The 23525-nt window shown below is 66.4% G+C and carries 21 protein-coding genes and 1 pseudogene; 18 read left to right on the top strand and 4 right to left on the bottom strand.

Annotation, left to right across the window (positions count from 1 at the left end; genetic code table 11):
• Positions 1 to 17 precede the first annotated feature (17 nt).
• A pseudogene (locus tag G6N59_RS31180) lies at positions 18 to 134 on the bottom strand (CAP domain-containing protein); the annotation flags it as partial.
• A gap of 148 nt (positions 135 to 282) precedes the next feature.
• Here G6N59_RS31180 and G6N59_RS17450 point away from each other — a divergent pair.
• Both G6N59_RS17450 and G6N59_RS17455 read left to right on the top strand, forming a co-directional pair.
• Positions 283 to 975, top strand: a complete 693-nt coding sequence (locus tag G6N59_RS17450) for a TetR/AcrR family transcriptional regulator (protein ID WP_234884012.1) — start codon at positions 283 to 285, stop codon at positions 973 to 975.
• 30 nt (positions 976 to 1005) lie between these two features.
• Entirely contained in the window at positions 1006 to 2814 is a 1809-nt protein-coding gene (locus tag G6N59_RS17455; protein WP_138228067.1) for an acyl-CoA dehydrogenase, read from the top strand.
• A 15-nt stretch (positions 2815 to 2829) separates the two neighbouring features.
• On the opposite strand, the gene G6N59_RS17460 is transcribed toward G6N59_RS17455, so the two are convergent.
• Complete coding sequence (locus tag G6N59_RS17460; protein WP_138228068.1) at positions 2830 to 3918, bottom strand: alcohol dehydrogenase catalytic domain-containing protein; 1089 nt, start codon at positions 3916 to 3918, stop codon at positions 2830 to 2832.
• Between the two features lie 26 nt (positions 3919 to 3944).
• Between G6N59_RS17460 and G6N59_RS17465 the strand changes: the two genes are divergently transcribed.
• Both G6N59_RS17465 and G6N59_RS17470 read left to right on the top strand, forming a co-directional pair.
• Positions 3945 to 4400, top strand: coding sequence for an acyl-CoA thioesterase (locus G6N59_RS17465; protein ID WP_138228069.1), 456 nt, complete (start codon positions 3945 to 3947; stop codon positions 4398 to 4400).
• A 188-nt stretch (positions 4401 to 4588) separates the two neighbouring features.
• On the top strand, positions 4589 to 5032 hold the full coding sequence (locus G6N59_RS17470) for an SRPBCC family protein (protein WP_138228070.1): 444 nt from the start codon (positions 4589 to 4591) through the stop codon (positions 5030 to 5032).
• Here the strand turns inward: G6N59_RS17470 and G6N59_RS17475 are convergent, their stop codons facing one another.
• Positions 5033 to 5731 carry a GntR family transcriptional regulator gene (locus G6N59_RS17475; RefSeq protein ID WP_138228071.1) on the bottom strand — a complete coding sequence of 233 codons (699 nt, stop codon included), beginning with the start codon at positions 5729 to 5731 and terminating at the stop codon, positions 5033 to 5035.
• 134 nt (positions 5732 to 5865) lie between these two features.
• On the opposite strand from G6N59_RS17475, the gene fadD5 reads away from it, so the two are divergent.
• From fadD5 to G6N59_RS17540, 13 genes are all read left to right on the top strand, one after another.
• Complete coding sequence (gene fadD5, locus G6N59_RS17480) at positions 5866 to 7488, top strand: fatty-acid--CoA ligase FadD5 (RefSeq protein WP_138228072.1); 1623 nt, start codon at positions 5866 to 5868, stop codon at positions 7486 to 7488.
• A gap of 262 nt (positions 7489 to 7750) precedes the next feature.
• A complete protein-coding gene (locus G6N59_RS17485; protein WP_138228073.1) occupies positions 7751 to 8554 on the top strand; it encodes an MlaE family ABC transporter permease in 804 nt (267 codons plus the stop codon).
• Positions 8555 to 8558: 4 nt separating this feature from the next.
• Entirely contained in the window at positions 8559 to 9428 is an 870-nt protein-coding gene (locus G6N59_RS17490) for an MlaE family ABC transporter permease (protein WP_138228074.1), read from the top strand.
• 4 nt (positions 9429 to 9432) lie between these two features.
• Positions 9433 to 10716, top strand: coding sequence for an MCE family protein (locus tag G6N59_RS17495; protein ID WP_138228075.1), 1284 nt, complete (start codon positions 9433 to 9435; stop codon positions 10714 to 10716).
• Positions 10713 to 11741, top strand: a complete 1029-nt coding sequence (locus G6N59_RS17500) for a virulence factor Mce family protein (RefSeq protein ID WP_138228076.1) — start codon at positions 10713 to 10715, stop codon at positions 11739 to 11741. Before G6N59_RS17495 ends, G6N59_RS17500 begins: the two co-directional genes overlap by 4 nt.
• Positions 11738 to 13315, top strand: coding sequence for an MCE family protein (locus G6N59_RS17505; protein WP_138228077.1), 1578 nt, complete (start codon positions 11738 to 11740; stop codon positions 13313 to 13315). Before G6N59_RS17500 ends, G6N59_RS17505 begins: the two co-directional genes overlap by 4 nt.
• A 10-nt stretch (positions 13316 to 13325) precedes the next feature.
• A complete protein-coding gene (locus G6N59_RS17510; protein WP_138228078.1) occupies positions 13326 to 14948 on the top strand; it encodes a virulence factor Mce family protein in 1623 nt (540 codons plus the stop codon).
• Positions 14949 to 14959: 11 nt separating this feature from the next.
• The gene (locus G6N59_RS17515; protein WP_138228143.1) at positions 14960 to 16138 is read left to right on the top strand and encodes a virulence factor Mce family protein; all 1179 of its coding nucleotides are present in this window, start codon (positions 14960 to 14962) and stop codon (positions 16136 to 16138) included.
• Between the two features lie 4 nt (positions 16139 to 16142).
• Positions 16143 to 17699, top strand: coding sequence for an MCE family protein (locus G6N59_RS17520; protein ID WP_138228079.1), 1557 nt, complete (start codon positions 16143 to 16145; stop codon positions 17697 to 17699).
• Positions 17669 to 18313: a hypothetical protein gene (locus G6N59_RS17525; RefSeq protein ID WP_138228080.1), complete on the top strand. Its 645-nt coding sequence runs from the start codon at positions 17669 to 17671 to the stop codon at positions 18311 to 18313. Before G6N59_RS17520 ends, G6N59_RS17525 begins: the two co-directional genes overlap by 31 nt.
• A complete protein-coding gene (locus tag G6N59_RS17530) occupies positions 18310 to 19296 on the top strand; it encodes an RDD family protein (protein ID WP_138228081.1) in 987 nt (328 codons plus the stop codon). The genes G6N59_RS17525 and G6N59_RS17530 overlap by 4 nt, the downstream gene beginning before the upstream one ends.
• Complete coding sequence (locus tag G6N59_RS17535; protein ID WP_138228082.1) at positions 19296 to 19859, top strand: Rv1363c family protein; 564 nt, start codon at positions 19296 to 19298, stop codon at positions 19857 to 19859. Before G6N59_RS17530 ends, G6N59_RS17535 begins: the two co-directional genes overlap by 1 nt.
• On the top strand, positions 19826 to 20617 hold the full coding sequence (locus G6N59_RS17540) for a mammalian cell entry protein (protein ID WP_234884013.1): 792 nt from the start codon (positions 19826 to 19828) through the stop codon (positions 20615 to 20617). The genes G6N59_RS17535 and G6N59_RS17540 overlap by 34 nt, the downstream gene beginning before the upstream one ends.
• Before the next feature lie 131 nt (positions 20618 to 20748).
• Here the strand turns inward: G6N59_RS17540 and G6N59_RS17545 are convergent, their stop codons facing one another.
• Complete coding sequence (locus G6N59_RS17545; RefSeq protein WP_138228083.1) at positions 20749 to 20976, bottom strand: hypothetical protein; 228 nt, start codon at positions 20974 to 20976, stop codon at positions 20749 to 20751.
• A 134-nt stretch (positions 20977 to 21110) separates the two neighbouring features.
• On the opposite strand from G6N59_RS17545, the gene G6N59_RS17550 reads away from it, so the two are divergent.
• Positions 21111 to 23501 carry a hypothetical protein gene (locus tag G6N59_RS17550; protein ID WP_138228084.1) on the top strand — a complete coding sequence of 797 codons (2391 nt, stop codon included), beginning with the start codon at positions 21111 to 21113 and terminating at the stop codon, positions 23499 to 23501.
• Positions 23502 to 23525: the final 24 nt, after the last annotated feature.

The following is a 23525-nucleotide window of genomic DNA, read 5'->3' on the forward strand; positions in this document are numbered from 1 at the left end:
GTGAAATGCAGAGGCGGTTACACCGGGGGGTAGGCCGGGGGCGGGTATACGCCGCGGATGCCCCACGGGACCCAGTTGAAGAAGTACTCGACCTCGTCGCTCGCGTCGTAATCCGGACTCGGATCCATCAGTACCTCCAACCGACCAGCTTGTTACTCGCGAGTTTAGCTGCTGGACCCCGGTTGCGAGTGGCGGATCGGCCAGGGAAATGCCACGGCATAGACTGGCCAACCAGTTGATTGGGTCCCGGGTCGCGCGCCCGACTGCATAGAGTGAGCTGACATGTCCACAGAGTCGTCGACAAAAGGTTCTGCAACGGGGTCGCCCACGGGCGCGTCGTCTGCGTCGTATGGGTCGAACGGCTCGTCGCGGCGCGAGGAATTACTGGCGGTGGCCGCCAAGCTGTTCGCGGCGCGCGGCTACCACGGCACCCGCATGGACGACGTCGCCGACGCTGTCGGGCTCAACAAGGCCACCGTCTACCACTACTACGCCAGCAAGTCGCTGATCCTCTGGGACATCTACAAGTCGACCGCCGACTTCACCGTCGACGCCTTGCATGATGACCCGACCGCCTCGGCCCGCGAGACGATCTTCAACTTCACCCGGCGCCTGCTGACCGGCATCGCCACCGACCTGGAATCCGCGGCGGTGTACTTCCAGGAGGGGCCGTACATCACCGAATGGTTCACCGAGGAGCAGGTCGCCTACATCCGCAAGGCCGAGACCACGGTCTACGAACATGTCCGCGACGTCATCGACCGCGGCATCGCCAGCGGCGAGTTCAATGAGTGCGACTCGCATGTGCTGGCGCTGGGCTACATCGGGATGACGCTGGGCGCCTACCGGTGGCTGCGGCCGCACGGCCGGCGCACGGCTTCCGAGATCGCGGTCGAGTTCAGCACCGCACTGCTGCGCGGACTGATCCGCGACGAAACGATCCGCACCGAGGACCCCCTCGGCGGCGGCGCATAAAACCCGCTTTCGAGAGGTGATCGAGGTCCGATGAAATCGCTGCTGCTGTCCCGACGGGACCTCGACTTCCTGCTGTACGAGTGGCTGAAGGTCGATGAACTCACCGCCCGCAAGCGGTTCGCCGACCATTCACGCGAGACCTTCGACGGCGTCCTGGACCTCAGCGAGCAGCTGGCTGAGCGCTACTTCGCGCCGCACAACAAGAAGAGCGACGCCAACGAGCCGACCTTCGACGGACAGACCGTCACGATGGTCCCCGAGGTCAAAGAGGCCTGGGACGCATTCGTCTCAGCCGACCTCATCGGCATGTCGATGGAGGAGTCGGTCGGCGGGGCGCAACTGCCCGCGGTCGTCGCGCAGGCGGCGTTCGCCTGGATCGCTGCCGCCAACGTGTCGACGTCGGGGTATCTGATGCTGACCATCGCCAACGCCAATCTGCTGACCAAGTTCGGGACGCCCGAGCAGATCGAGACCTACGTCAAACCCATGCTGGCGGGCCGCTTCTCGGGCACCATGGCGCTCTCGGAGACCCAGGCCGGGTCCTCATTGGCCGACGTGGCCACCCGCGCCGAACCGCGCGACGACGGCACCTACCGGCTGTTCGGGTCGAAGATGTGGATCTCCGGTGCCGAGCACGAAATCACCGACAACATCGTCAACCTGGTACTGGCCAAGCTCCCCGGTGGACCCGCCGGCACCAAGGGCATCTCGCTGTTCATCGTGCCCAAGTACCTGGTGAACGCCGACGGGTCGATCGGCGAGCGCAACGACGTCGCCATTGCGGGGCTGAACCACAAGATGGGGCAGCGGGGCGTCACCAACACCGTGCTGAATTTCGGTGACACGCAATTCAATCCGGGTGGCGAGAACGGCGCGGTCGGCTACTTGGTCGGCGAGCCGCACCGCGGCATCGTCTACATGTTCCAGATGATGAACGAGGCGCGGCTGGCCGTCGGCATGGGCGCGGTGGCGCTGGGCTACACCGGCTACCTCAAGTCGGTGCAGTACGCGCGGGAGCGGCCGCAGGGCCGTCCGCTGGACGTCAAGGACCCGACCACTCCGCAGGTGCCCATTGTCGAGCATCCTGATGTCCGGCGAATGCTGTTGGCGCAGAAGGCCTATGTCGAAGGCGGACTCGCGCTGGGCCTGTACTGCGCGCGGCTGGTGGACGTGCAGCACAGCGCGGAGTCGGACGCCGAGGCTTCCGATGAAGCTGAAGCTGCAGGCCTGTTGCTCGACATCCTGACCCCGATCGGCAAGAGCTGGCCGTCGCAGTGGTGTCTGGAGGCCAACGATCTGGCGATCCAGGTGCACGGCGGCTACGGCTACACCCGCGAATACGACGTCGAGCAGCATTACCGGGACAACCGGCTGAACCCGATCCACGAGGGCACCAACGGCATCCAGAGCCTGGACCTGTTGGGCCGCAAGGTGACTCAGCGCGACGGGGCCAGCCTGGCGGCGCTCGGGCAGGTCATCGCCGAGACGGTGGGGACGGCCTCCGCCTTGGGTGGCGAGGCCGCGGAGTTGGCGGGCACGCTGGACGCCTCGTGGCAGCGGCTGGTCGCGGTGACCGCCGGCATGTTCGGCTCGGGCGACATTCCCGCGGTGATGGCCAACAGTCACGTGTACCTGGAAGCGTTCGGGCACGTCGTCGTGGCGTGGCTGTGGCTGGAGCAGTTTGTCGCGGCCGCGGGTAAAGACGGCGATTTCTATGACGGCAAGCGGCAGGCGGCCCGGTACTTCTTCCGATTCGAATTGCCCAAGACCGCACCGCAATTGGACCTGCTGGAGTCGCTGGACCGGACGACGCTGGAGATGCGGGACGGCTGGTTCTGAGCGATACGTTCGCGGCTAGAACTGCACGATCTGCCGCACGGCGTGGCCGTCGGCCAGGGCGTCCATGCCGGTGTTGATGTCGTCGAGGGTGATGGTGTCGGACACCAGCTTCTCGACCGGCAACCGGCCGGACCGCCAGAGGTCGACGAAGCACGGGATGTCCCGCGCCGGCACCGCGGACCCGAGGTAGCTGCCGATCAAGGACCGACCGTCGGCGACCAAAGCCAACGGCGACAACGTGATTCGCGCGTCCGGGTGGGGCAGGCCGACGGTGATGGTCTTGCCGCCCGGGGCGGTCATGCTGATCGCGGTCTCGAGTGCGGCGGGGTGGCCGGCGGCCTCGATCACGACGTCGGCCTTGATGTCGCCGGGGTCGGTGACCGCATCGTGCGCACCGAGTGCACGCGCCTGCTCGAGCTTGTCGGGCAGGCGGTCCACCGCGACGACCCGCACATCATCGTGCGCCAGCGCGGTGAGCATGGCCGCCATGCCGACGCCGCCCATACCTACGATCGCCACCGTTTGACCGGGTTGCGGCTTTCCGGCGTTGAGCACAGCGCCGCCGCCGGTCAGCACCGCGCAGCCGAGCAGCGATGCCACGACCGGAGGAACGTCACTGTCCACCGGCACCACCGATCGGCGATCCACCACTGCGTACGTCGCGAAGGCCGAAACTCCGAGGTGATGCAGAACCGGTGTGCCGCTTCGGGATAGCCGCGTCCCGCCGGCGAGCAGCGTGCCCGCGCCGTTGGCGGCGCTGCCGGGAATGCAGGGAGCAAGGCCGTCCGTCGCGCAGGACCGGCACTGCCCGCAGCGGGGCAGGAACGTCATGACCACCCGCTGGCCGACGGCCAAATCCGAAGTGCCGCCGACTTGTTCGACGATACCGGCGGCCTCGTGGCCGAGCAGCATGGGCACCGGTCGGATCCGGTTGCCGTCCACCACCGACAGATCGGAATGACAGAGGCCGGCCGCCTCGATACGTACCAGCAGCTCGCCCTCGCCCGGCGCGTCCAGGTCCAGTTCGCTGACGGTGAGCGGCCGTGATTCGGCATACGGGCGGGCTCGCCCGATCTCTTCGAGTACGGCACCGCGAATCAACATGTCACCAGCCTGACAGACTGGCCGACATGGAGCAGGCACTGACCACCGCGGAATTTCCGGTGCACTGGCCCGTGCAGACGCGCTGGACCGACAACGACATGTTCGGCCACCTCAACAACGCGGTCTACTACGAGCTGTTCGACACCGCGATCAACGCATGGATCAACACCACGTGCGACGTCGACCCGGTGGCCGCACCGTGGCTCGGGGTGGTCGCCGAATCGGGCTGCCGCTACTTCGCGGAGCTGAAGTTCCCGTCCCAGCTGATGGTCGGGCTCGCGGTGACCCGGTTGGGCAACAGCAGCGTCACCTACCGCACCGGGCTGTGGGCCGAAGAAACGGAGCACGCCCCTCAGGCCGAGGCGCGGCTCGCCGCGGCGGTCGGCAGCTGGGTGCACGTCTACGTCGACCGGGACGCCCGGCGTCCCGTCCCCATCCCGGCGCCGATCCGCGAGCTGCTGGAGACCGCTGCCGTCAGCTGACCCTGTACTCAGGGTGGGAAATGTCGAGTGAGCTGGGCCGTCTGTTCAGGGTGAACGGTCCGGTCCGTGCTCCACGCGTTGAGCCTGTAGCGAGGGCGGGAAATGTCGAGTGACTCGCGCCGTCAGCTCAGGGTCAACGGACAGATGCGCAGGATCGACGCAATGGCGGCCTCGATATGCTCTGGCGCATGCCGATCGTGAGCAAGACCGTCGAGGTGGCCGCACCAGCAGCGCAGATCCTGGGGATCGTGGCCGACTTCGAGGCCTACCCGCAGTGGAACGAAGAGGTCACCGGCTGCTGGATCCTGCACCGCTACGACGACGGCCGCCCCAGCCAGCTCCGTCTGGACACCAAGATTCAGGGCATGGACGGCTCGTACATCCAGGCCGTCTACTACCCGGGCGACGGTCAGATCCAGACCGTCATGCAGCAGGGCAACCTGTTCTCCAAGCAGGAGCAGTTGTTCTCGGTGGTCGACCTCGGGGCGAGCGCCCTGCTGACCGTCGACATGGACGTCGAGGTCGACATGCCGGGTATCCCGTCGATGATGGTCAAGAAGGTCGTGGGCGACGCGCTGGATCACCTGGCCGGCAACCTCAAGACGCGCGCCGAGCAGCTCGCGGCCACATAGCTAGCCCGAGGGCCATAACCCGAGTTCGTCGAGGCGGCCGGTCAACCGCTCGGCGGCGTCGTCGAACTGGCCCCGAGTTTGCCGGACGACCTCATCGATATCGTTGTCCCGCAAGGCCGCAACCAGTGCCCGGTGATTGGCGACGGCCGCGGCGCCCCACTCCGGGTCGGCGGCGTAGATCCGCACCGGTAGGTACCGCGCCGCATGCAGTAGGAACCACGCCAGCTTGGTTCGGCCGGCGGCGCGGTTGAACTCCCGGTGAAACAGGAACTCCGCCAGCGCGATTGCTTCGACATCACCCGTGGTGACGGCATCGGCGAGCTCGTCGGTGAGCCGGTCCAGTTCGGCGATCACGGGCTCGGTGATGCGCCGGGCCGCGTTCGCGGCGATCTCGGTGGCGATGGTGGCCTGCAGCCAGAAGATGTCGGCGATGTCGTCGCGCGTGAACGCGGACACCACGTGACCACGGTGGGGTTCGAGTTGGACCATGCCCTCGCCGCGCAGGGTTCGTAACGCCTCGCGAACCGGGGTGATGCTCACGCCGAGTGCGGCGGCGGTCTCGTCGAGCCGGACGAAGGTGCCCGGACGCAAACTGCCCGACATGATCGCCGCCCGGAGCTGGGCCGCCACCTCGTCGGACAGCTGTTCCCGCCGGCGGGCCCGCTCGAGGCCGGGCAGCGGTTTGGCCGAGGCGTTCACGGCAGTCCTTCTTCTGGGCGGGCAGGGGACCCCGGCGGTTGTCCGGATGGGGCAGGCGTCTTATTGTGACGGCGGCAACACTATATTTGATCAAATATCAGCATCGCTTGTCGTGGTCCGCGAATTCCGCCGCGATGCCGATCGAGACGCAGGAGCAGACCGTGTCATCCGCAGCACTCGAGCAGCCCTATCTGGCCCGTCGGCAGAACTGGACCACGCACCTCGCCCGGCACGCCCTCATGCAGCCGGAGGCCACCGCGCTGCGGTTCGTGGGCCAGACCGTCACCTGGGGTGAGCTGCAGCGGCGGGTCACCAAACTCGCGGGAGCGCTGAGCCGTCGAGGGGTCGGCTTCGGCGACCGCGTGCTGATCCTGATGTTGAACCGCACCGAATACGTCGAGGCGTTCCTGGCCGCCAACCTGCTGGGCGCCATCGCCGTGCCGGTCAACTTCCGCATGACGCCGCCCGAGATCGCCTACCTGGTCCGGGACTGTGGCCCGAAGGCGGTGATCACGGAGCAGGTGCTGGCCCCGGTCGCCACCGCGGTGCGGGGGCTGGAACCGTCGCTGGGCACCGTGATCGTGGCCGGCGGCGCGACCGATGACGACGTGCTCGGTTACGAGGATGTGCTCGCGGAGGATGGCGCGCCGCCCGCGCCCGTCGACATCCCCGAGGACTCGCCGGCGCTGATCATGTACACCTCGGGCACCACCGGGTATCCCAAGGGCGCCGTGCTCACGCACGTCAACATCATCGGTCAGGGCATGACCAACCTGTTCACCGTCGCGCCCGACATCAACAACGACGTCGGCTTCATCGGCGTCCCCTTCTTCCACATCGCCGGCATCGGCAACATGATCGGCGGCCTGCTGCTGGGTCTGCCGACGGTCATCTACCCGTTGGGTGCGTTCGACCCCGGCGCGCTGCTCGACGTGCTGGAGGCCGAGGGTGTCTCTTCGATCTTCCTGGTCCCGGCCCAGTGGCAGGCGGTGTGCGCAGCACAGCAGGCGCACCCGCGGAAGGTCGCGTTGCGCGTTCTTTCCTGGGGCGCGGCGCCCGCATCGGACACTCTTCTGAGGGAGATGGCGGCGACGTTCCCCGGCGCGCAGATCTTTGCTGCGTTCGGTCAGACCGAGATGTCGCCGGTGACGTGCATGCTGCTGAGTCAGGACGCGCTGCGCAAGCTCGGATCGGTCGGACGGGTGATCCCGACGGTGTCCGCGCGCGTCGTCGACGACAACATGAACGACGTGCCGGTCGGCGAGGTCGGCGAGATCGTCTACCGGGCGCCCACCTTGATGGCGGGATACTGGAACAACCCGAAGGCGACAGCCGAAGCATTCGCCGGCGGTTGGTTCCATTCCGGTGACTTGGTTCGCCAGGACGATGAGGGTTACATCTGGGTCGTCGATCGTAAAAAGGACATGATTATTTCCGGCGGCGAAAATATTTACTGTGCAGAAGTAGAGAACATTCTGGCCGCGCACCCTTCGATTACCGAAGTCGCGGTGATCGGACGCCCCCATGAAAAGTGGGGTGAGGTGCCCGTCGCGGTCGTTGCGGTGACGCCGAATGCGCAGACCGAAGGCGAAAATGCGCTGACGCTGGCGGATCTCGATGATTTCCTGACCGAACGACTGGCGCGATACAAGCACCCCAAAGTACTCGAAATCGTCGACGCTCTTCCGCGAAATCCTTCGGGCAAGGTCCTTAAAACGGAACTACGCGAGCGGTTCGGTGATACAAGTGTGTCGTAAGCGTGGCAAGTGACGTCGCGCTGAGAAATTCGACCACCTGAGTGGAGGGCGGATGGGCCCATGTCGCGTTTGCTGAAATCGAACGCAATTATCCCTCAGTTGGGTCACCGGGTACACGGCGTATCGGGTACAGTCCTGTGGTCCGTCTTACTACTCGGGAGTAGCGAGACAGAAATCACTCAGTTTGTGCTAGCGGCTAAGGAGGGGGCGTGCCACGCGTGAAGCCGCGGAACGGCCGTTTTCCGGAAGGGAAGGCTGATCGGTGACAGCCTCGGACAACACCTTGGTCAGTTATCTCAAGGACCAGCTGGACAAGCCATTCACGAAGATCGGTGGCTTCGTCAAGATGTGCGTCCTCACCTTCAAGGCGCTGGTCTCCCGGCCCTTCCAGTGGAAGGAGTTCACCCTTCAGTGCTGGTTCCTGATCCGGGTGGCCTTCCTGCCCACGCTGGCGGTCTCCATCCCGCTGACGGTGCTCATCATCTTCACACTGAACATCCTGCTCGCGGAGTTCGGCGCGGCCGACGTGTCCGGCGCCGGTGCCGCCCTGGGTGCGGTCACCCAGCTGGGTCCGCTGGTGACGGTGCTCGTGGTTGCCGGCGCGGGGTCGACGGCCATCTGCGCCGACCTCGGTGCCCGGACCGTTCGTGAAGAGATCGACGCCATGGAGGTGCTGGGCATCGACCCGATCGAGCGCCTCGTCGTACCCCGGGTGGTCGCCTCCACGTTCGTCGCCTTCATGCTCAACGGCGCGGTGATCATCATCGGTCTGGTCGGTGGCTACTTCTTCGGTGTCTACATCCAGAACGTCAACGCCGGCGCCTACGTCTCGACGCTGACCCTGCTGACCGGCTTCCCCGAGGTCGTGATCTCGGTGCTCAAGGCCACCATCTTCGGTCTGATCGCCGGCCTGGTCGGCTGTTACCGCGGGCTCACCGTGGCAGGCGGGTCCAAGGGTGTCGGCACCGCGGTGAACGAAACGCTGGTGCTCTGTGTCATCGCGCTGTTCGGGGTGAACGTTGTGCTCACCACGATCGGCGTCAAGTTCGGAACGCAGGCTGGGTAGCGGTATGAGTACATCGACAGTTCTGCGAGGGCGGTTCCCCCGGGCGTTCTCCAAGGTCGCCGAAATCGGTGCCGCACCGGCGAGGATGTTCGACAGCCTCGGTCACGTCGCGGTCTTCGTGGTTTCCGCGGTAGGGCACATCCCGCACGCGTTCCGCTACTACCGCAAAGAGGTACTGCGGCTCATCGCCGAGGTCGGCATGGGCACGGGCGCCATGGCCGTCATCGGCGGCACGGTCGCCATCATCGGCTTCGTCACCCTGGCCGCGGGCTCACTGATCGCCATCCAGGGTTTCGCCTCCCTGGGCAACATCGGTGTCGCGGCCTTCACCGGATTCTTCGCCGCCCTGGCCAACATTCGCGTCGTCGCCCCGGTCGTGACCGGTCAGGCCCTGGCCGCGACGGTCGGCGCCGGTGCCACCGCCGAGCTCGGCGCCATGCGCATCAGCGAAGAGGTCGACGCCCTCGAGGTGATGGGCGTCAAATCCCTCTCCTTCCTGGTGTCGACCCGGTTGATCGCGGGCATGGTCGTCATCGTCCCGCTGTACGCGATGGCGATCCTGCTGTCGTTCCTGTCGGCCCAGCTGGTCACCACCCTGTTCTACGGACAGTCGGTCGGTACCTACGAGCACTACTTCCACACGTTCCTGCGCGTCGACGACGTCATGTGGTCGTTCCTCGAGGTCATCATCATGTCGGTGGTCGTCCTCCTCAACCACGCCTACTTCGGTTACTACGCCAGCGGCGGCGCCGTCGGCGTGGGCGAAGCGGTGGGCCGCTCGATGCGGACGTCACTGATCTCGATCGTCACGGTCGTTCTTCTCTTCTCGTTGGCGCTCTACGGCACCGACCCGAACTTCAACCTGACGGTGTGACGCGATGACGAACCCACAGCCGAAGCCACCCGTCGCCGAGGGGCAGGTCCGCGCGCAACTCAACAAGGACCGGACCCCGCCGTACAAGATCGCCGGCGTGATCATGGCGCTCGTCACCGCGGTGGTGCTGAGCCTGACCTGGGCCCAGTTCCGCGGCTATTTCGACACCAAGGCCCAGCTCTACGTGCTGACCCCCCGGTCGGGACTGTCCATGGACCCCGGCTCCAAGGCCACCTACAACGGCGTGCCCATCGGCCGCGTCAAGGAGATTCAGGTCGTCGGGCATCAGGGCCAGACGCCCGAGGCCAAGCTCGTCCTGAACGTCGACCCGCAGTACCTCAACCTGCTGCCCAAGAACGTCGACGTGAAGCTGCTGGCCACCACGGCCTTCGGCAACAAGTACGTCTCGTTCACCTCACCGTCGAACCCGGCCCCGCAGCGGCTCAAGGGCGGCGACACCATCGACGTGTCCCAGTGCTCGCCGCCGACGCCGCCGAGCGCGTGCGTCACGACCGAGTTCAACACGCTGTTCGAGACCGTCACCGCGATCTCCGAGCAGGTCGACCCCATCAAGCTGAACCAGACGCTGACGGCGGCCGCCCAGGCTCTCGACGGCCTGGGTGACAAGTTCGGTCAGTCACTGGTCAACGGCAACACCATCCTGGCCGACCTGAACCAGCGGATGCCGACCTTCCGGCACGACACGAGGGCGCTCGCCGACCTGACCGAGGTCTACGCCAAGGCGTCGCCGGACCTGTGGGACGGCCTCAAGAACGCCGTCACCACCGAGCGCACCCTGAACGACCAGCGCGGCAACATCGACCAGGCGCTGATGTCGGCCGTCGGATTCGGCAACACCGGTGGGGACATCCTTGAGCGCGGCGGCCCGTACCTGGTCCGCGGGGCCGAGGACCTGCTGCCGACGTCGCGGGTGCTCGACAAGTACGCCCCCGAGCTCGACTGCCTGTTCCGTGGTTTCGCCGCCGGTGCGCCGGCCGCGGCCAAGGGCCTCGGCGGTAACGGCTACTCGCTGGTGACCCACACCGAGCTCGTCGGTGCGGCCAACCAGTACGTCTACCCGGACAACCTCCCGCGGATCAACGCCTCCGGCGGTCCGATGGGTCGACCGGGCTGCTGGACGGTCACCAAGGACATCCTCCCGATGCCCTACATGGTGATGGACACTGGCGCGTCGATCGCGCCGTACAACCACTTCGGTCTCGGTTCGCCGTTCGCGTCCGAATACGTCTGGGGTCGTCAAGACGGGGAGAACACGATCAACCCATGAGCATCAAGGGCACGGCGTTCAAACTCGCCATCTTCTCCGCGGTCCTGCTGGCATTCACCGCAGGCATCTTCATCGTGTTCGGTCAGTTCCGGTTCAGCCGGAACAACGACTACTTCGCGATCTTCGACAACACCAGCGGCCTCAAGGCCGATCAGTTCGTGCGTGCCTTCGGCGTCGAGGTCGGCAAGGTCACCGATGTCGAACTGATCCCCGGCGGCAAGGTGCGGGTGCACTTCAACGTCGACAAGTCGGTTCCGCTGTACCAGCAGACCTCGGCGCACATCCGCTATCTGGACCTGCTCGGCAACCGGTTCCTGGACCTTCGACGGGGTGACAGCAACCAGATCCTGCCGCCCGGGGGGACCATCCCGGTCGAGCGCACCGAGCCCGCCCTGGACCTCGACGCCCTGGTCGGTGGCTTCCGGCCGCTGTTCCGTTCGCTGGATCCGCAGAAGGTCAACACCATCGCCTCGTCGATCGTCACGATCTTCCAGGGCGAGGGCGGGACCATCAACAACATCCTCGACCAGACGGCGCAGTTCACCTCGACGGTCGGTGAGCAGGACCAGGCCATCGGCGAGGTGATCAAGAACCTCAACACGGTTCTCGACACCACGGTCAAACACCAGAAGCAGTTCGACGACACGCTCAAGAACTTCGAATCGCTGGTGACCGGGCTGAAGAACCGCGCCGACCCGATCGCCGATTCGGTGGCCAACATCAGCAACGCCGCGAACTCGCTCGGCGACCTGCTGGGTGACAACCGCCCGCTGCTGCACGACACCCTCGGCTACCTCGAGACCACGCAGCAGTCGCTGGTCGACCAGAAGGAGCAGCTGAACGACACCCTGCAGAAGGTGCCGCAGGCGCTGAAGATTCTGGGCCGCTCCGGTGGTGTCTACGGCGACTTCTTCAACTTCTACGTCTGCGACATCGAGTTGAAGATGAACGGTTTGCAGCCGGGTGGTCCGGTGCGCACGGTCAAGTTCACAAACCAGCCGTCCGGAAGGTGCACGCCGAAGTGAGGACCATAGAAGGATCCGACCGGGTCCGCAGAGGCGCAATGGGCCTCGCTGTCGTCGCCTTGGTGACGGCGGTCGGAGCGTCCGTCACGAACGTGCCCATGCTCTTCGCGGCGCCGACGTACTACGGCCAGTTCAGTGATACCGGCGGCCTCATGGTGGGCGACTTCGTCCGCATCGACGGCGTCAACGTCGGCCAGGTCAAGACCATGGACGTCGATCGCGACAAGGTGATCATCGGCTTCCAGATCGGCACCAACACCATCGGTTCGGACAGCCGCGCGCTGATCAAGACCGAGACGATCCTGGGCCGCAAGGCCATCGAGATCGAGCCCAAGGGCACCCACAAGCTGCCGCCGCGGGGTACGTTGCCGCTGGGCCAGACGTCCACGCCGTACCAGATTTACGACGCGATCTTCGACGTCACCCGCGCCACGCAGGGCTGGGACACCAAGACCATCAAGGACTCGCTCAACGTGCTGTCCGAGACCGCGGATCAGACCTCGCCGCACCTGAGCGCCGCGCTGGAAGGCGTGCAGAAGCTCTCGGAGACCATCGGCAAGCGTGATGACCAGGTCCGGTCGCTGTTGGCCAACGCCAACAAGATCGCGACGGTCCTCAGCGACCGCAGCGGTCAGGTCAACGCGTTGCTGGTCAACGCCCAGACGCTGCTGCACGCCCTGAACCAGCGTGGCGAGGCCGTCGGCCTGCTGCTGGAGCGGATCTCCAAGGTGTCGCACCAACTCCAGGCGACCATCGACGAGAACCCGAACATCAACCACGTGCTGGAGCAGCTCAGGACCATCAGCGACATCCTCGTCGCCCGCAAGCAGGACCTGGCCGACACGCTGGTGTCGGCGGGCAAGTTCGTGGCCTCGCTGTCGGAGGCCATCGCATCGGGCCCGTACTTCAAGGTCATGGTCGAGAACATCCTGCCGCCGCAGCTGATGCAGCCGTTCGTGGACGCCGCGTTCAAGAAGCGCGGACTGAACCCCGAAGACTTCTGGCGCAGCACCGGCCTGCCTGAGGCGCAGTGGCCGGACCCCAACGGCAAGCGCTTCGCCAACGGTGCGCCGCCGCCGGCCCCGCCGAAGCTCGAAGGCACGCCGGAGCACCCCGGCCCCGCGGTGCCTCCTGGCTCGCCGTGCTCGTACACCCCAGGTGCTGGCGCCGACCCGTCGCCGGCCGATCCGCTGCCGTGCTCGCACCTCGGCGTGGGTCCGTTCGGGGACAACCCGTACGGCAACAACTACGGCGCGCCGGATGTTGTTGCGTCACAGCCGAACCCGGCTGGCGTGCCCACCGGCCCGGGGGTGCCGTCGGCCGCCCTGCCTGGGCAACCGGCTCAGAACGTGCCCGGTACGCCGGTGCCGTTGCCGCCGGCACCCGTCGGCGCCCGGACGGTTCCGCTGACGCCGCAGCCCGGTGACAACGACATCGCTCCCGGATTCGCTCCGATCCCCGGGCCGCTGATCGCTCCGCCGGCACCGCCGGGGCCGGGTCCCAACGCCGGACCGGCCGGTACCGCGCCGTTGCCGGGTAACCCGCCGTTCCTCCCGCCAGGGTCGCAAGGATAGGGCCGCCACGATGTCGACTGTTTTCAACATCCGGAACATCAAGAAGCCGGACCTGTCCAAGGGGACGCTCATCGGTGGTGCCCTCGCACTGGTGGCGATCGTGCTCGTCGGATTCTTCGGGCTGCAGCTGTACCGCAAGCTGACCACCACGACGGTGACGGCGTACTTCCCTGAGGTGCTGGCGCTGTACCCCGGCGACAAGGTCCTCATCATGGGCGTCGAGGTCGGGGCCATCGATACCCTCGAGACGTCGCCCGACGGGAAGATGAAGGTCGTCTTCCACTACTCGAACAAGTACAAGGTGCCGCAGAACGCGTCCGCCTCCGTGCTGAACCCGAGTCTGGTGGCGTCGCGCGTCATCCAGCTGTCGCCGCCGTACACCGGCGGACCGGCGATGAAGGACGGTGCGGTCATCCCGATCGAGCGGACCCAGATTCCGATCGAGTACGACGAGCTGCGTAACCAGCTGACGCGCATCCTCGCCGAGCTGGGACCGACCAAGGAACAGCCCAAGGGTCCCTTCGGCGACATCATCGAGTCGTTCGCCAACGGCTTCGAGGGCAAGGGCGCGCAGATCAACAAGACCCTCAAGGGCCTGTCTGACGCGGTCAACACCCTGAACCAGGGCCGCGGCGACTTCATCCAGGTGATCAAGAGCCTGGCGGTCTTCGTCAACGCGCTGCACAAGAGCGACCAGCAGTTCGTCTCGCTGAACAACGACCTGGCCTCGTTCACCAACAAGTTCACCAACACCGATCAGGAACTGGCCAGCGCGCTCAAGGACCTGAACAATGTGATGACGACGACCCGCAGCTTCCTGGACAAGAACGGCAGCGTCCTCGCCCACGACATCAACAACGTGTCCGAGGCGACGACGGCCATCCTGCAGCCGGAGCCGCGGGACGGTCTGGAACGGGCCCTGCACGCCTACCCGAACTTCCTGGCCAACCTCGAGAACATCTACTCGCCGGCCACCGGCGGTCTGATCGCCTCCGGCGTGTTGCCGGGCTTGACCAGCTTCTCGAACCCGCTGCAGTTCATCTGCAGCTCGATCCAGGCCGGCAGCCGGTTGGGCTACCAGGACTCCGCTGAGCTGTGCGCGCAGTACCTGGCGCCGGTCATGGACGCGATCAAGTTCAACTACCTGCCGTTCGGTATCAACATGGCGACCACCGCCATGACGCTGCCGAAGCTGGTCACCTACTCGGAGCCGCGCCTGCAGCCCCCGGGCGGGTTCAAGGACACCACCGTGCCGGGTGTGTTCTCGCGCGACACCGCGTGGTCGCACGGCCAGCATGAGGCAGGCTGGGTCACCGCGCCCGGTATGCAGGGCCTCAAGGTCGGACAGTCGACCCAGGACCTGCTGACCCCCGAGTCGCTGGGTGAGCTCATGGGTGGGCCGGACATCATTCCGCCGACCGGTGGCGTCACCATGTCCGGCCCGCCGGATGCCTACAACGAGAGCAGCCCGCTGCCGCCGCCGTGGTACCCGCAGCCGGGACCGGTCTCGCCGCCGCGACCGGGCAATGACCCGAGCCCGATGAGTGCCATGGCACCTGGGCCCGCCCCGGGACCGGCGCCCGCGCCGGGGCCGGCCGGACCCGCACTTCCTGCCGAAGTTGGAGGCCAATGATGACCGGGTCCATGGGGCCGAAGTCACCCTCGGCGTATTCGCGGCACCGCCGCGGGTGGGCGCGTGGCGCCCGCCGGGTCGGCGTGTTGGCTGCCGCCACGTTGATCCTCAGCTCCTGCGGTTGGCGCGGCATCGCCAACGTGCCGCTGCCCGGTGGCCCGGGCACGGTGGACGGCCACTGGACGGTCTATGTCCAGATGTCGGACACGTTGGGCCTCAACGCCAACAGCCGGGTCCGGGTGGCCGACGTGTTCGTCGGCCGGGTGCGTGCGATTGCCCTGAAGAACTGGGTTCCCACTCTGACGGTGGATCTGAACCCGGGTATTCACCTGCCCCGCAACGTGTTTGCCAGGGTCGGTCAGACGAGCCTGTTGGGCTCGCAGCACGTCGAGCTGGACCAGCCGGCCCATCCCGACGCGCAGCCGCTGCGCAACGGGGACACCATCACCCTCGAGAACTCGAAGCCGTTCCCGACCATCGAGACGACGCTGGCGGGTATCTCCGGCATCCTGACCGGCGGCGGTGTGCCGAACATCGAGAAGATCCAGTCCGAGGTCTACAACATCCTCAACGGGCGCGCCGATCAGATCAAAGAGTTCCTGCACCGGTTGGACACCTTTACCGACGAGCTCAACCAGCAGCGTGACGACATCACGCGGGCCATCCGGTCCAGTGACACGTTGCTGAAGGTCGTGGCGGACCGCAACGACACCCTGGATCGGGTGCTCACCGAGACGCCGCCGCTGATCGAGCACTTCAACAAGACCCAGGACCTGTTCAGCAACGCGGTCCTGGCGCTGGGCCGGTTGTCGAAGGCCGCTGACACGACGCTGTCGAACAGCAACGCCAACCTCCACACCGACCTGGCGACGCTGCAGCGGGCGCTCAAGCAGATCGCGAAGACGTCACCGAACCTGGTGCCGGCCATGAAGCTGCTGTTCACGCTGCCGTTCCCGATCGACAACATCCCGAAGGTCATCCGCGGCGACTACATGAACATCTCGCTGCACCTCGACCTGACGCTCAGCGCCATCGACAACGGCATCCTGACCGGAACCGGGGTGTCGGGCCTGGCCCGCGCGCTGGAGCAGTCGTGGGGCCGCGATCCGGCGACGATGGTCCCGGATGTCCGATTCACCCCGAACCCGGCCACCGCGCCGGGCGGGCCGCGAGTGGAAAGGGGGGAGTGAGGAGATGCTGACCCGTTTTCTGAAGATGCAGTTGGTGATCTTCAGCATCCTCACGGTGGCCGCGCTCGTCGGCCTGTCCCTGGTCTACCTGCAGTTGCCGACCTACCTCGGGGTGGGCATGTACCGGCTGTACGCCGACCTGCCGAACTCGGCCGGTCTGTACAAGACGGCCAACGTCACCTACCACGGCATCACCATCGGCAAGGTGCTGGCGGTGGAGCCGACGGAGACCGGCGCCCGCGTGAAGATGGACATCGACGACAAGTACAAGATCCCGGTCGACACGGTGGCCAACGTCCATTCGGTGTCGGCGGTCGGCGAGCAGTTCATCGACCTGGTGTCGCCGGACAACCCCAGCCAGTTCTTCAAAGAAGGCCAGACCATCTCCAAGGGCACGGTGCCCAAGGAAGTCGGCCCGGCGCTCGACGCCGCCGAGCAGGGTCTGGAGGCGCTGCCCAAGGAGAAGATCGGGGCACTGCTCGACTACACCTCGGAAGCGGTCGGCGGCCTCGGCCCGTCACTGCAGCACCTCGTCGACGGCACCCAGGCGCTGGCGGGGGACTTCAAGGACAACCTCGGTTCGGTGGACGACATCATCCAGAACTCGGCGCCGATCCTCGACAGCCAGGTCCAGTCCGGTGACGCCATCTCGCGGTGGGCCCGGAACCTGAATGTCCTGGCCGCGCAGTCGGCTCAGCAGGACGCGGCGCTGCGCGGCGCCATCCAGCAGGGCGCCCCGACGGCTGATCAGCTCAACGCGGTGTTCGGTGAGGTCCGTGATGCGCTGCCGCAGTCGCTGGCCAACGTCGAGATCGTCCTGGACATGCTGAAGCGCTACAACAAGGGCCTCGAGCAGGTGCTCGTGGTGCTGCCCATGGCCGGTCCGATCGTCGACTCGCTGACCGCGGTCTACGAGAAGGAGCTCCCGATCAACCTGGCGCTGGGCATCAACCAGCCGCCGCCGTGCCTCACCGGCTTCCTGCCGGCGTCGCAGTGGCGGTCGCCGGCGGACACGTCCACCGCGCCGCTGGCGTCGGGCCTGTACTGCAAGATTCCGAAGGACGCCCAGAACACGGTCCGTGGTTCGCGAAATCTGCCCTGTGTGGACAACCCGGCGAAGCGCGCGGCGAGCCCCATGGAGTGCCGCGACAACAAGCCGTACGAGCCGCTGGGTACCAACCCGTGGTACGGCACCCCGGATCAGATCGTGAACTGCCCGGCCCCCGCGGCCCGCTGTGATCAGCCGGTCGATCCGGGCAAGGTGATTCCGGCACCGTCGATCAACAACGGGATGAACCCGCTGCCGGCCAACATGCTGCCGCCCCCGGAGCGGGCGTCGGCGCCGTCCAGTGACCCGATCAGTGCGCCTGGCCAGGGCACCGTCGCCTGCAGTGGACAGCAACCCAACCCGTGCATCTACACTCCGGCAGCAGGACCAGCGGCCACCTACAACCCGCAGAGCGGTCAAGTGGTCGGACCGAACGGTGTGAAGTATTCGGTCAACAACTCGAGCAACCCAGGAGACGACGGATGGAAGGAGATGCTGGCACCAGCCAGCTGAACCCCACCGATGAGCAGGACGTCACGTCGCAGGACGTGGTGACGACAGAGCCGTCTGCCGAGGAGTCGATCGAGGAGCCGGGCGTAACCGGCGAATCAGAGGGTGCGCGGCGCCCCGCCCGGATCGGGCGGGGAATTGCCCTGACGGTGTGTGCAGTGCTGGTGATCCTGGCCGCCGCGGTTGGCGTGGGCGGTTGGTTCGCGCTCACGTCGCATCGCGAGAGCCAGGCACTCGCGGCGAACGAGACGGCTGCCATCGCGGCCGCCAAGGACTGTGTGACGGCCACCCAGGCGCCTGATACGTCGGCCATGATCGCTGCCCAGACGAAGATCATCGAGTGCGCCACCGGCGCGTATGCGACGCAGGCCTCGTTCATGAGCGGGATCACGCTCGACGCGTACAAGGCTGCCAACGTGCAGGTGCAGATCTCGCAGATGCGGGCCGCCGTCGAGAAGCACAACGACGACGGGTCCATCGATGTGCTGGTCGCGCTGCGCGTGAAGATCAGCAACAGCGCCGAGCAGGACAAGGAAGTCGGTTACCGGATGCGGGCGCAGATGGCACCGGTGGACGGGAAGTACAAGGTGGCCAAGCTCGACCAGGTCACCTCGTGACGGTTGGCCAGGAGACGACGAACGCCGAGTCAGTGAGCGACGAGTCTGGGCGTGCCGAGACGGCGGTCCAGGCGGCACCGGTGTTGGCCTCGTGGCCGGCGCGGGCCGGCGCCTTCGCACTCGACGTGGTCCTGGGCGTGGCGGTCATCGCTGTCATGGCCTTGCTGGGCTACGCCGCCCGGGCCGACTGGACGCTGTGGGTGTACGCCGGGCTGGCGACGCTGGCGGCGGCGGCGATCCTGGTGAACCGCTGGCTGCTGCCGTCGATCACGGGCTGGAGCCTGGGCCGTTCGCTGTTCTCGATCCGGGTGGAGCGGGTACCCGCCGGTGTTCCGGCCGGTATGGGTCGGCTGATCCTGCGTGACCTCGCGCACCTGCTCGACACCGTCGCGGTGCTGCTCGGCTGGTTGTGGCCGCTGTGGGATCCGCGTCATCGCACCTTCGCAGATCTGTTGCTGCACACGGAAGTTCGCGTCGTACCGGCTCCGGAGCGGGACCCCGGTCGCCGGGCGGGCCAGGTGCTCACGGCCGCGGCTCTGATCTGTGTGGCGGCAGTGGGCCTGAGCTACGGCGTGCAGTTCCGGCATGACCGCGCGGTCGACGAAGCGCGACACCAGATTTCGGAGCAGGGCCCCAAGATCGTCGAGCATGTCCTGAGCTACGGCGTCGACACCTTTCAGAACGACTTCAAGACCGCCCAGGCGTTGGTCACCGACGGTTACCGGGACCAGCTGATCAAGCAGCAGCAGATAAGCAGCAAGAAGCCGACGACCAACCAGTACTACGCGGTGAGCAGCGCGGTGCTGACCGCCGACACCGACAAGGCGACGATGCTGCTCGCTCTGCAGGGGCAGCGCGGCGTCGACACCAACTCGCTGCGGTTCATCACCGCGACCGTGCGGGTCGACTTCGTGAAGTCGCGTGACGGCAAGTGGCAGTTGTCGAATCTGACGGTGCTCAAGAGCCCGCGGGGAGGACGCTGATGAGCCCGCGCCGCAAAATCGACGCTGCCGAGCGCTTCGTCGCCGGTGATTACTTCAAGGCCGTGGCGGCTCCGCCTCGCCGGGTGGTGCTGACTGTCATTGCCTGCGTGGCAACCGTTTTGGTGATCGCGGCGATTGCGGCCAGCACCTACCTGCTGGTCCAGCACGAGAAGGACGTGACGAGCCAGGCCAAGTCGGCGTCGGTGCTGGGTTACGTGGAGGAGTTCATGAAGGGCTTCACCGCGGTCGACCCGTTCCACGCCAACGACTACGTCGACCGCATGACGGGTCAGGCCACCGGCGAGTTCGCCAAGCAGTTCAAGGACAAGAAGGACCAAATCCTGCTCCAGGTGGCGCGTGCGCAGCCGGCGGAGGGGACCGTCGAGGCTGCAGGTGTCGCGCGGTGGAATGACGACGGCAGCGCTGACGTGCTGATCGCGATGAAGCTGACGACGACGACGCCGGACGGCAACGCGACCGTGGAAAGCGGGTCGCGGTGGGTGGTAACGGCTACGCAGGAAGGGCAGCAGTGGAAGATCAGCCGCATGAATCCGGTGATGTGACCCCCGGGGAGTCTGTGGCCGATGCTCCGCAGGGGACGGCCGACGCACCGCAGGGCAAGGCTGCCCGCCGCCGGCACCGGCTGCCCCGGCATCAGGCCGCCGCCGAGGGTGCCGCGACGCCAGCCGACGCTGACGAGAAGCCAGAAGATGCTGCGACACAGGAAGATTCGGACGCCGAAGCCGCCGACGAGGTAGCTGCTGGAGAATCCGAGGCGCCGCCCGTGGTGCTGGTGCCGCACCGTCCCGCTGGGCGCAAGCTGCTGGCGGCGGGTGTGGCGGCGGCGGCGTTGTTCGTCGGCGCCACGGCGTTCGCAGGTGCCGCGGCGCAGCCGTATCTGGCGGATCGTGCCTTGGTGCACAACAAGTTCGAGGTCGCCAAGACCGCTGCCGCGGCGGTGACCACACTGTGGTCGTACTCGCCGAACGACATGGACAAGCTGGCGGACCGGGCGCAGCAGTACCTGACCGGCGGCTTCGCCGAGGAGTATCGCAAGTTCGTCGACTCGATCGTCGCGAGCAACAAGCAGGCGCAGGTCACCAATCAGACCAAGGTGATGGGCGCGGCGGTGGAAAGTATCAGTGCAGACGAGGCCACCGCCATCGTCTACACCAACTCGGTGGCGACCAGCCCGCTGACCAAGGGCATCCCCTCACTGCGGTACCTCTCCTACCGGCTGACTTTGAAGCGCGGGGGAGCCGATTGGAAGGTCAGTCAGATGAGTGCGCTGACCAAATTGGATCTCACGCCTCAGCTGTAGCCGAGAAGCTCCGTTATGCGCGTTTGCCTGAATTGATGCGTGCTGCCTGTCAGCACACTGTGAACCGGCTGCCTTCGTCTTGGTGACGAAGGCGGCTGGTATCCGGTGGGCTGCACCGACTATGGCTTGAATCACGTTCGGACCTGCGGTGGTCGCGAATCACACTCGCCATCGGCGTCAATATTCGTCGGGCCCGCGGGCGTGGTCGCGTCGTGTTCGCTGATGTGCCAGCAAACAATCTTCACCACGCGAAAATTTGCTGACTGCGCGGCGTTCACCGGCTGGTGTGAACCTCGTTCACCTTTTTGCCAGATCTGGTAAAGCGGCAGGTCAGGGTAGGTGTTGGAGCTGTGATCCATTAATGTTACCGTCCGGTTGACAACCAGTGGTGGTGGCTGAGGGGACGGGGCTGATGGCTGTTACGCAACTCGCTGGGCGGGTTCAAGCAAAGCGGGCGGCATTGCTGGGGGCGGCTGCCGTAACAGCTACCGCGATGACCGTAACGGCGTCGGTGCCGAACGCGCCGGCTCCGCGACCGGTGGTGGTGCCGTCGTCGCACTCGGCCGTCAACCTCTCGGCGTTCACCACGCCGTTCCCGAAGCCGGGGGTGTGGCCCGACATCACCGGCGGCTTGGGCAATGCTGTGTACAACCAGGTGCAGAACGGCATCGACGCATTGGCGCCGGCGATCGTCCAGGCGCTCAGCGGCGTCGGCGGTCTCAGCGGGCTGAACCTCACCAATCTCATCAACCAGCTGCCGAAGAATCTGCTCAGCCAAATCCTCGACGCGCTGCCCATCAAGCTGACGCCGCTGCTGAACGCGGCCCTGGGGCCGCTGCTCACGGGCGCGGTGGTCCCGCTGCTGAGTGCCCTGGGCATCATGGACCCCCAGGGCAACGTCACTCTCAGCGGCCTGTTGGACGTGCTGGGCATCAAGCTGGACAACATCCTGGACCTGAGCGGTCTGAACATCCCGGGCGTCAAGATTGTCACTGCCGGGCCGGTGTTCAGCTTGCTGAAGATCGCCGGGCTGGACCTGGGCTGGACGCCGGGCACCGAGAACGCCGTTGCCAACGCGATCAACAACACGCAGTACCTTGACGTGGGTGCCATGGGCCTGCTGAACACGGTGTTGAGCCGGGCCGGTCAACTTCCGGTACTGGGACCGTTGGTCACTGCCCTGCAGGTTGCGATTGACACCGTGGGCGGCGCCATCGGCCTGGACAAGCTGGACCTGATCGACGTGCGCGTACCGCTCAGTGTCGGCTTCGGACTCGGTGCGTTCTCCATGGGCCAGGCGTATTCGAAGGTGCTGGCGGACCTGTCGAACCAGCCGGGCGGTGCCACGCATACGGGCGTCAGCCCGGTCCTCGGCAGCCTGACCGTCCTGCCGATGATCCTGCTGAACAACCTGGGCCGCGCCAACGGCGGCCTGCTGGCGCGCTTCTACCCGCTCGGTGACCTGCTGGGCATCAACCTGATCACGCCGGATGTGGCCGCCGCGCACAGCGGCGGAATTCCGCTGCTGAACACCGGATTGGCCATCGGCGGCGCGAACCTGCTGCCGGTCAAGGTCGACGCGACCCTCGAATACCAGCCGTTCTCGGACCTGGCCGCCTGGCCCAACCCGTTCAGCCTGGCCAACAACCTGGTCGCCGGCACCTTGCCGACCTATCTGCTGCGCGGCATCTCGACCGCCACGCTGACCAACCAGCTGACCACCCAGCTGGGCGCCCTCACCGGCGGCCTGCTGACCGGAAATCCGTTGGCCGTCAACATCTATCTGACCGTCCCGACCAACACGCTGCCGTTCATGGAACCGATGTACCTGACCGGTGACGTGCTGAACATGATCAGCTTCGGCACGCTGGGCAGCCCCATCTACAAGCTGGCCAACGCGCTCGCGCCGGCCATGACCAGCCTGGTGAACCTGGGCTACACCGATGTGGTGCGCAACCCGGACGGCACCTATAGCCGTACCTTGAACGACCCAGCCACCCCGACGCCGTTCTTCTCGTTCCCGAACGTCAACTGGCAGCAAGTGCCGGGCGACATCATCAACTCGCTGGTGACGGGCTTCAAGAAGGAGTTCTTCAGCGCCAACCCGACGGCGGCGCCGGACAACGCGATCGAGGCGCTCATCAAGCTGCTCACCGGCGGCAAGCTCGGCAACTTCAACCCGCTGGGCGGCTTGGCCGGCACGGTGCAGAACTTGCTCAACGGCGTGCTGGGCACGCTGGGCGGTCTCACGCAGGGTGCGACAGTCAACTCGTTGGCGGCCAAGCAGGGCGTCGTCAGCGCGGCGGCCGTCACGGATATTCCGTCGACCACGCCGAAGCTGCAGCCGTTGTCGGCCGGCCTCACCGGCCTTACCGGTTCGAAGAAGGACGGCAAGCAGGCCACCGATCAGTCGACCGGCGAGAAGGGCAAGACCGCCGAGGACAAGACCGGCACCGAGACGACGACCGCCGAAGATCCCAAGACCGACCCGAAGGCCGATCCCAAGGCAGAGGGCACCAACACGGACCCGAAGGCCGAGGGCACCAAGACGGATCCCAAGGCCGACCCGAAGGCGGGCACCGACGGTTCCTCGGGCAAGCACGCCGCTGCGGATGGCACGCCGTCCACGCCGGACAGTGGCAAGAAGCCGAAGCACGCGGCGGCCGACTCCACCGGCGCGACCACCGCGGGTACGGACAAGACCGACAAGAAGACGGACAAGCCGGCGAAGACCGACACGTCCACCAAGGACAAGTCGGACAAGGCCACGGGAGGCGACGCGTCGACGAAGACGGACAGCCCGAAGACCAAGCAGCAGAAGAAGGATGGCGCCGCGAAGTCGACCGCCGGCACCGGCGGTGGCTCGGGCGCACACGCCGGCTGACGGCACCAGGGACGCCCGACGCGA

Source organism: Mycolicibacterium aubagnense, assembly GCF_010730955.1.
GTDB lineage: Bacteria > Actinomycetota > Actinomycetes > Mycobacteriales > Mycobacteriaceae > Mycobacterium > Mycobacterium aubagnense.

What these genes read in the sequence shown, in the direction of transcription:
- G6N59_RS17460 (WP_138228068.1), bottom strand. Translation starts at nt 3,918, where the DNA reads ATGTTGATTCGCGGTGCCGTACTCGAAGAGATCGGGCGAGCCCGCCCG.
- G6N59_RS17535 (WP_138228082.1), top strand. Translation starts at nt 19,296, where the DNA reads ATGAGCCCGCGCCGCAAAATCGACGCTGCCGAGCGCTTCGTCGCCGGT.
- G6N59_RS17515 (WP_138228143.1), top strand. Translation starts at nt 14,960, where the DNA reads ATGGGGCCGAAGTCACCCTCGGCGTATTCGCGGCACCGCCGCGGGTGG.
- G6N59_RS17510 (WP_138228078.1), top strand. Translation starts at nt 13,326, where the DNA reads ATGTCGACTGTTTTCAACATCCGGAACATCAAGAAGCCGGACCTGTCC.
- G6N59_RS17525 (WP_138228080.1), top strand. Translation starts at nt 17,669, where the DNA reads ATGGAAGGAGATGCTGGCACCAGCCAGCTGAACCCCACCGATGAGCAG.
- G6N59_RS17500 (WP_138228076.1), top strand. Translation starts at nt 10,713, where the DNA reads ATGAGCATCAAGGGCACGGCGTTCAAACTCGCCATCTTCTCCGCGGTC.
- G6N59_RS17495 (WP_138228075.1), top strand. Translation starts at nt 9,433, where the DNA reads ATGACGAACCCACAGCCGAAGCCACCCGTCGCCGAGGGGCAGGTCCGC.
- fadD5 (WP_138228072.1), top strand. Translation starts at nt 5,866, where the DNA reads ATGCCGATCGAGACGCAGGAGCAGACCGTGTCATCCGCAGCACTCGAG.
- G6N59_RS17520 (WP_138228079.1), top strand. Translation starts at nt 16,143, where the DNA reads ATGCTGACCCGTTTTCTGAAGATGCAGTTGGTGATCTTCAGCATCCTC.
- G6N59_RS17490 (WP_138228074.1), top strand. Translation starts at nt 8,559, where the DNA reads ATGAGTACATCGACAGTTCTGCGAGGGCGGTTCCCCCGGGCGTTCTCC.
- G6N59_RS17550 (WP_138228084.1), top strand. Translation starts at nt 21,111, where the DNA reads ATGACCGTAACGGCGTCGGTGCCGAACGCGCCGGCTCCGCGACCGGTG.
- G6N59_RS17450 (WP_234884012.1), top strand. Translation starts at nt 283, where the DNA reads ATGTCCACAGAGTCGTCGACAAAAGGTTCTGCAACGGGGTCGCCCACG.
- G6N59_RS17470 (WP_138228070.1), top strand. Translation starts at nt 4,589, where the DNA reads ATGCCGATCGTGAGCAAGACCGTCGAGGTGGCCGCACCAGCAGCGCAG.
- G6N59_RS17455 (WP_138228067.1), top strand. Translation starts at nt 1,006, where the DNA reads ATGAAATCGCTGCTGCTGTCCCGACGGGACCTCGACTTCCTGCTGTAC.
- G6N59_RS17545 (WP_138228083.1), bottom strand. Translation starts at nt 20,976, where the DNA reads ATGGATCACAGCTCCAACACCTACCCTGACCTGCCGCTTTACCAGATC.
- G6N59_RS17465 (WP_138228069.1), top strand. Translation starts at nt 3,945, where the DNA reads ATGGAGCAGGCACTGACCACCGCGGAATTTCCGGTGCACTGGCCCGTG.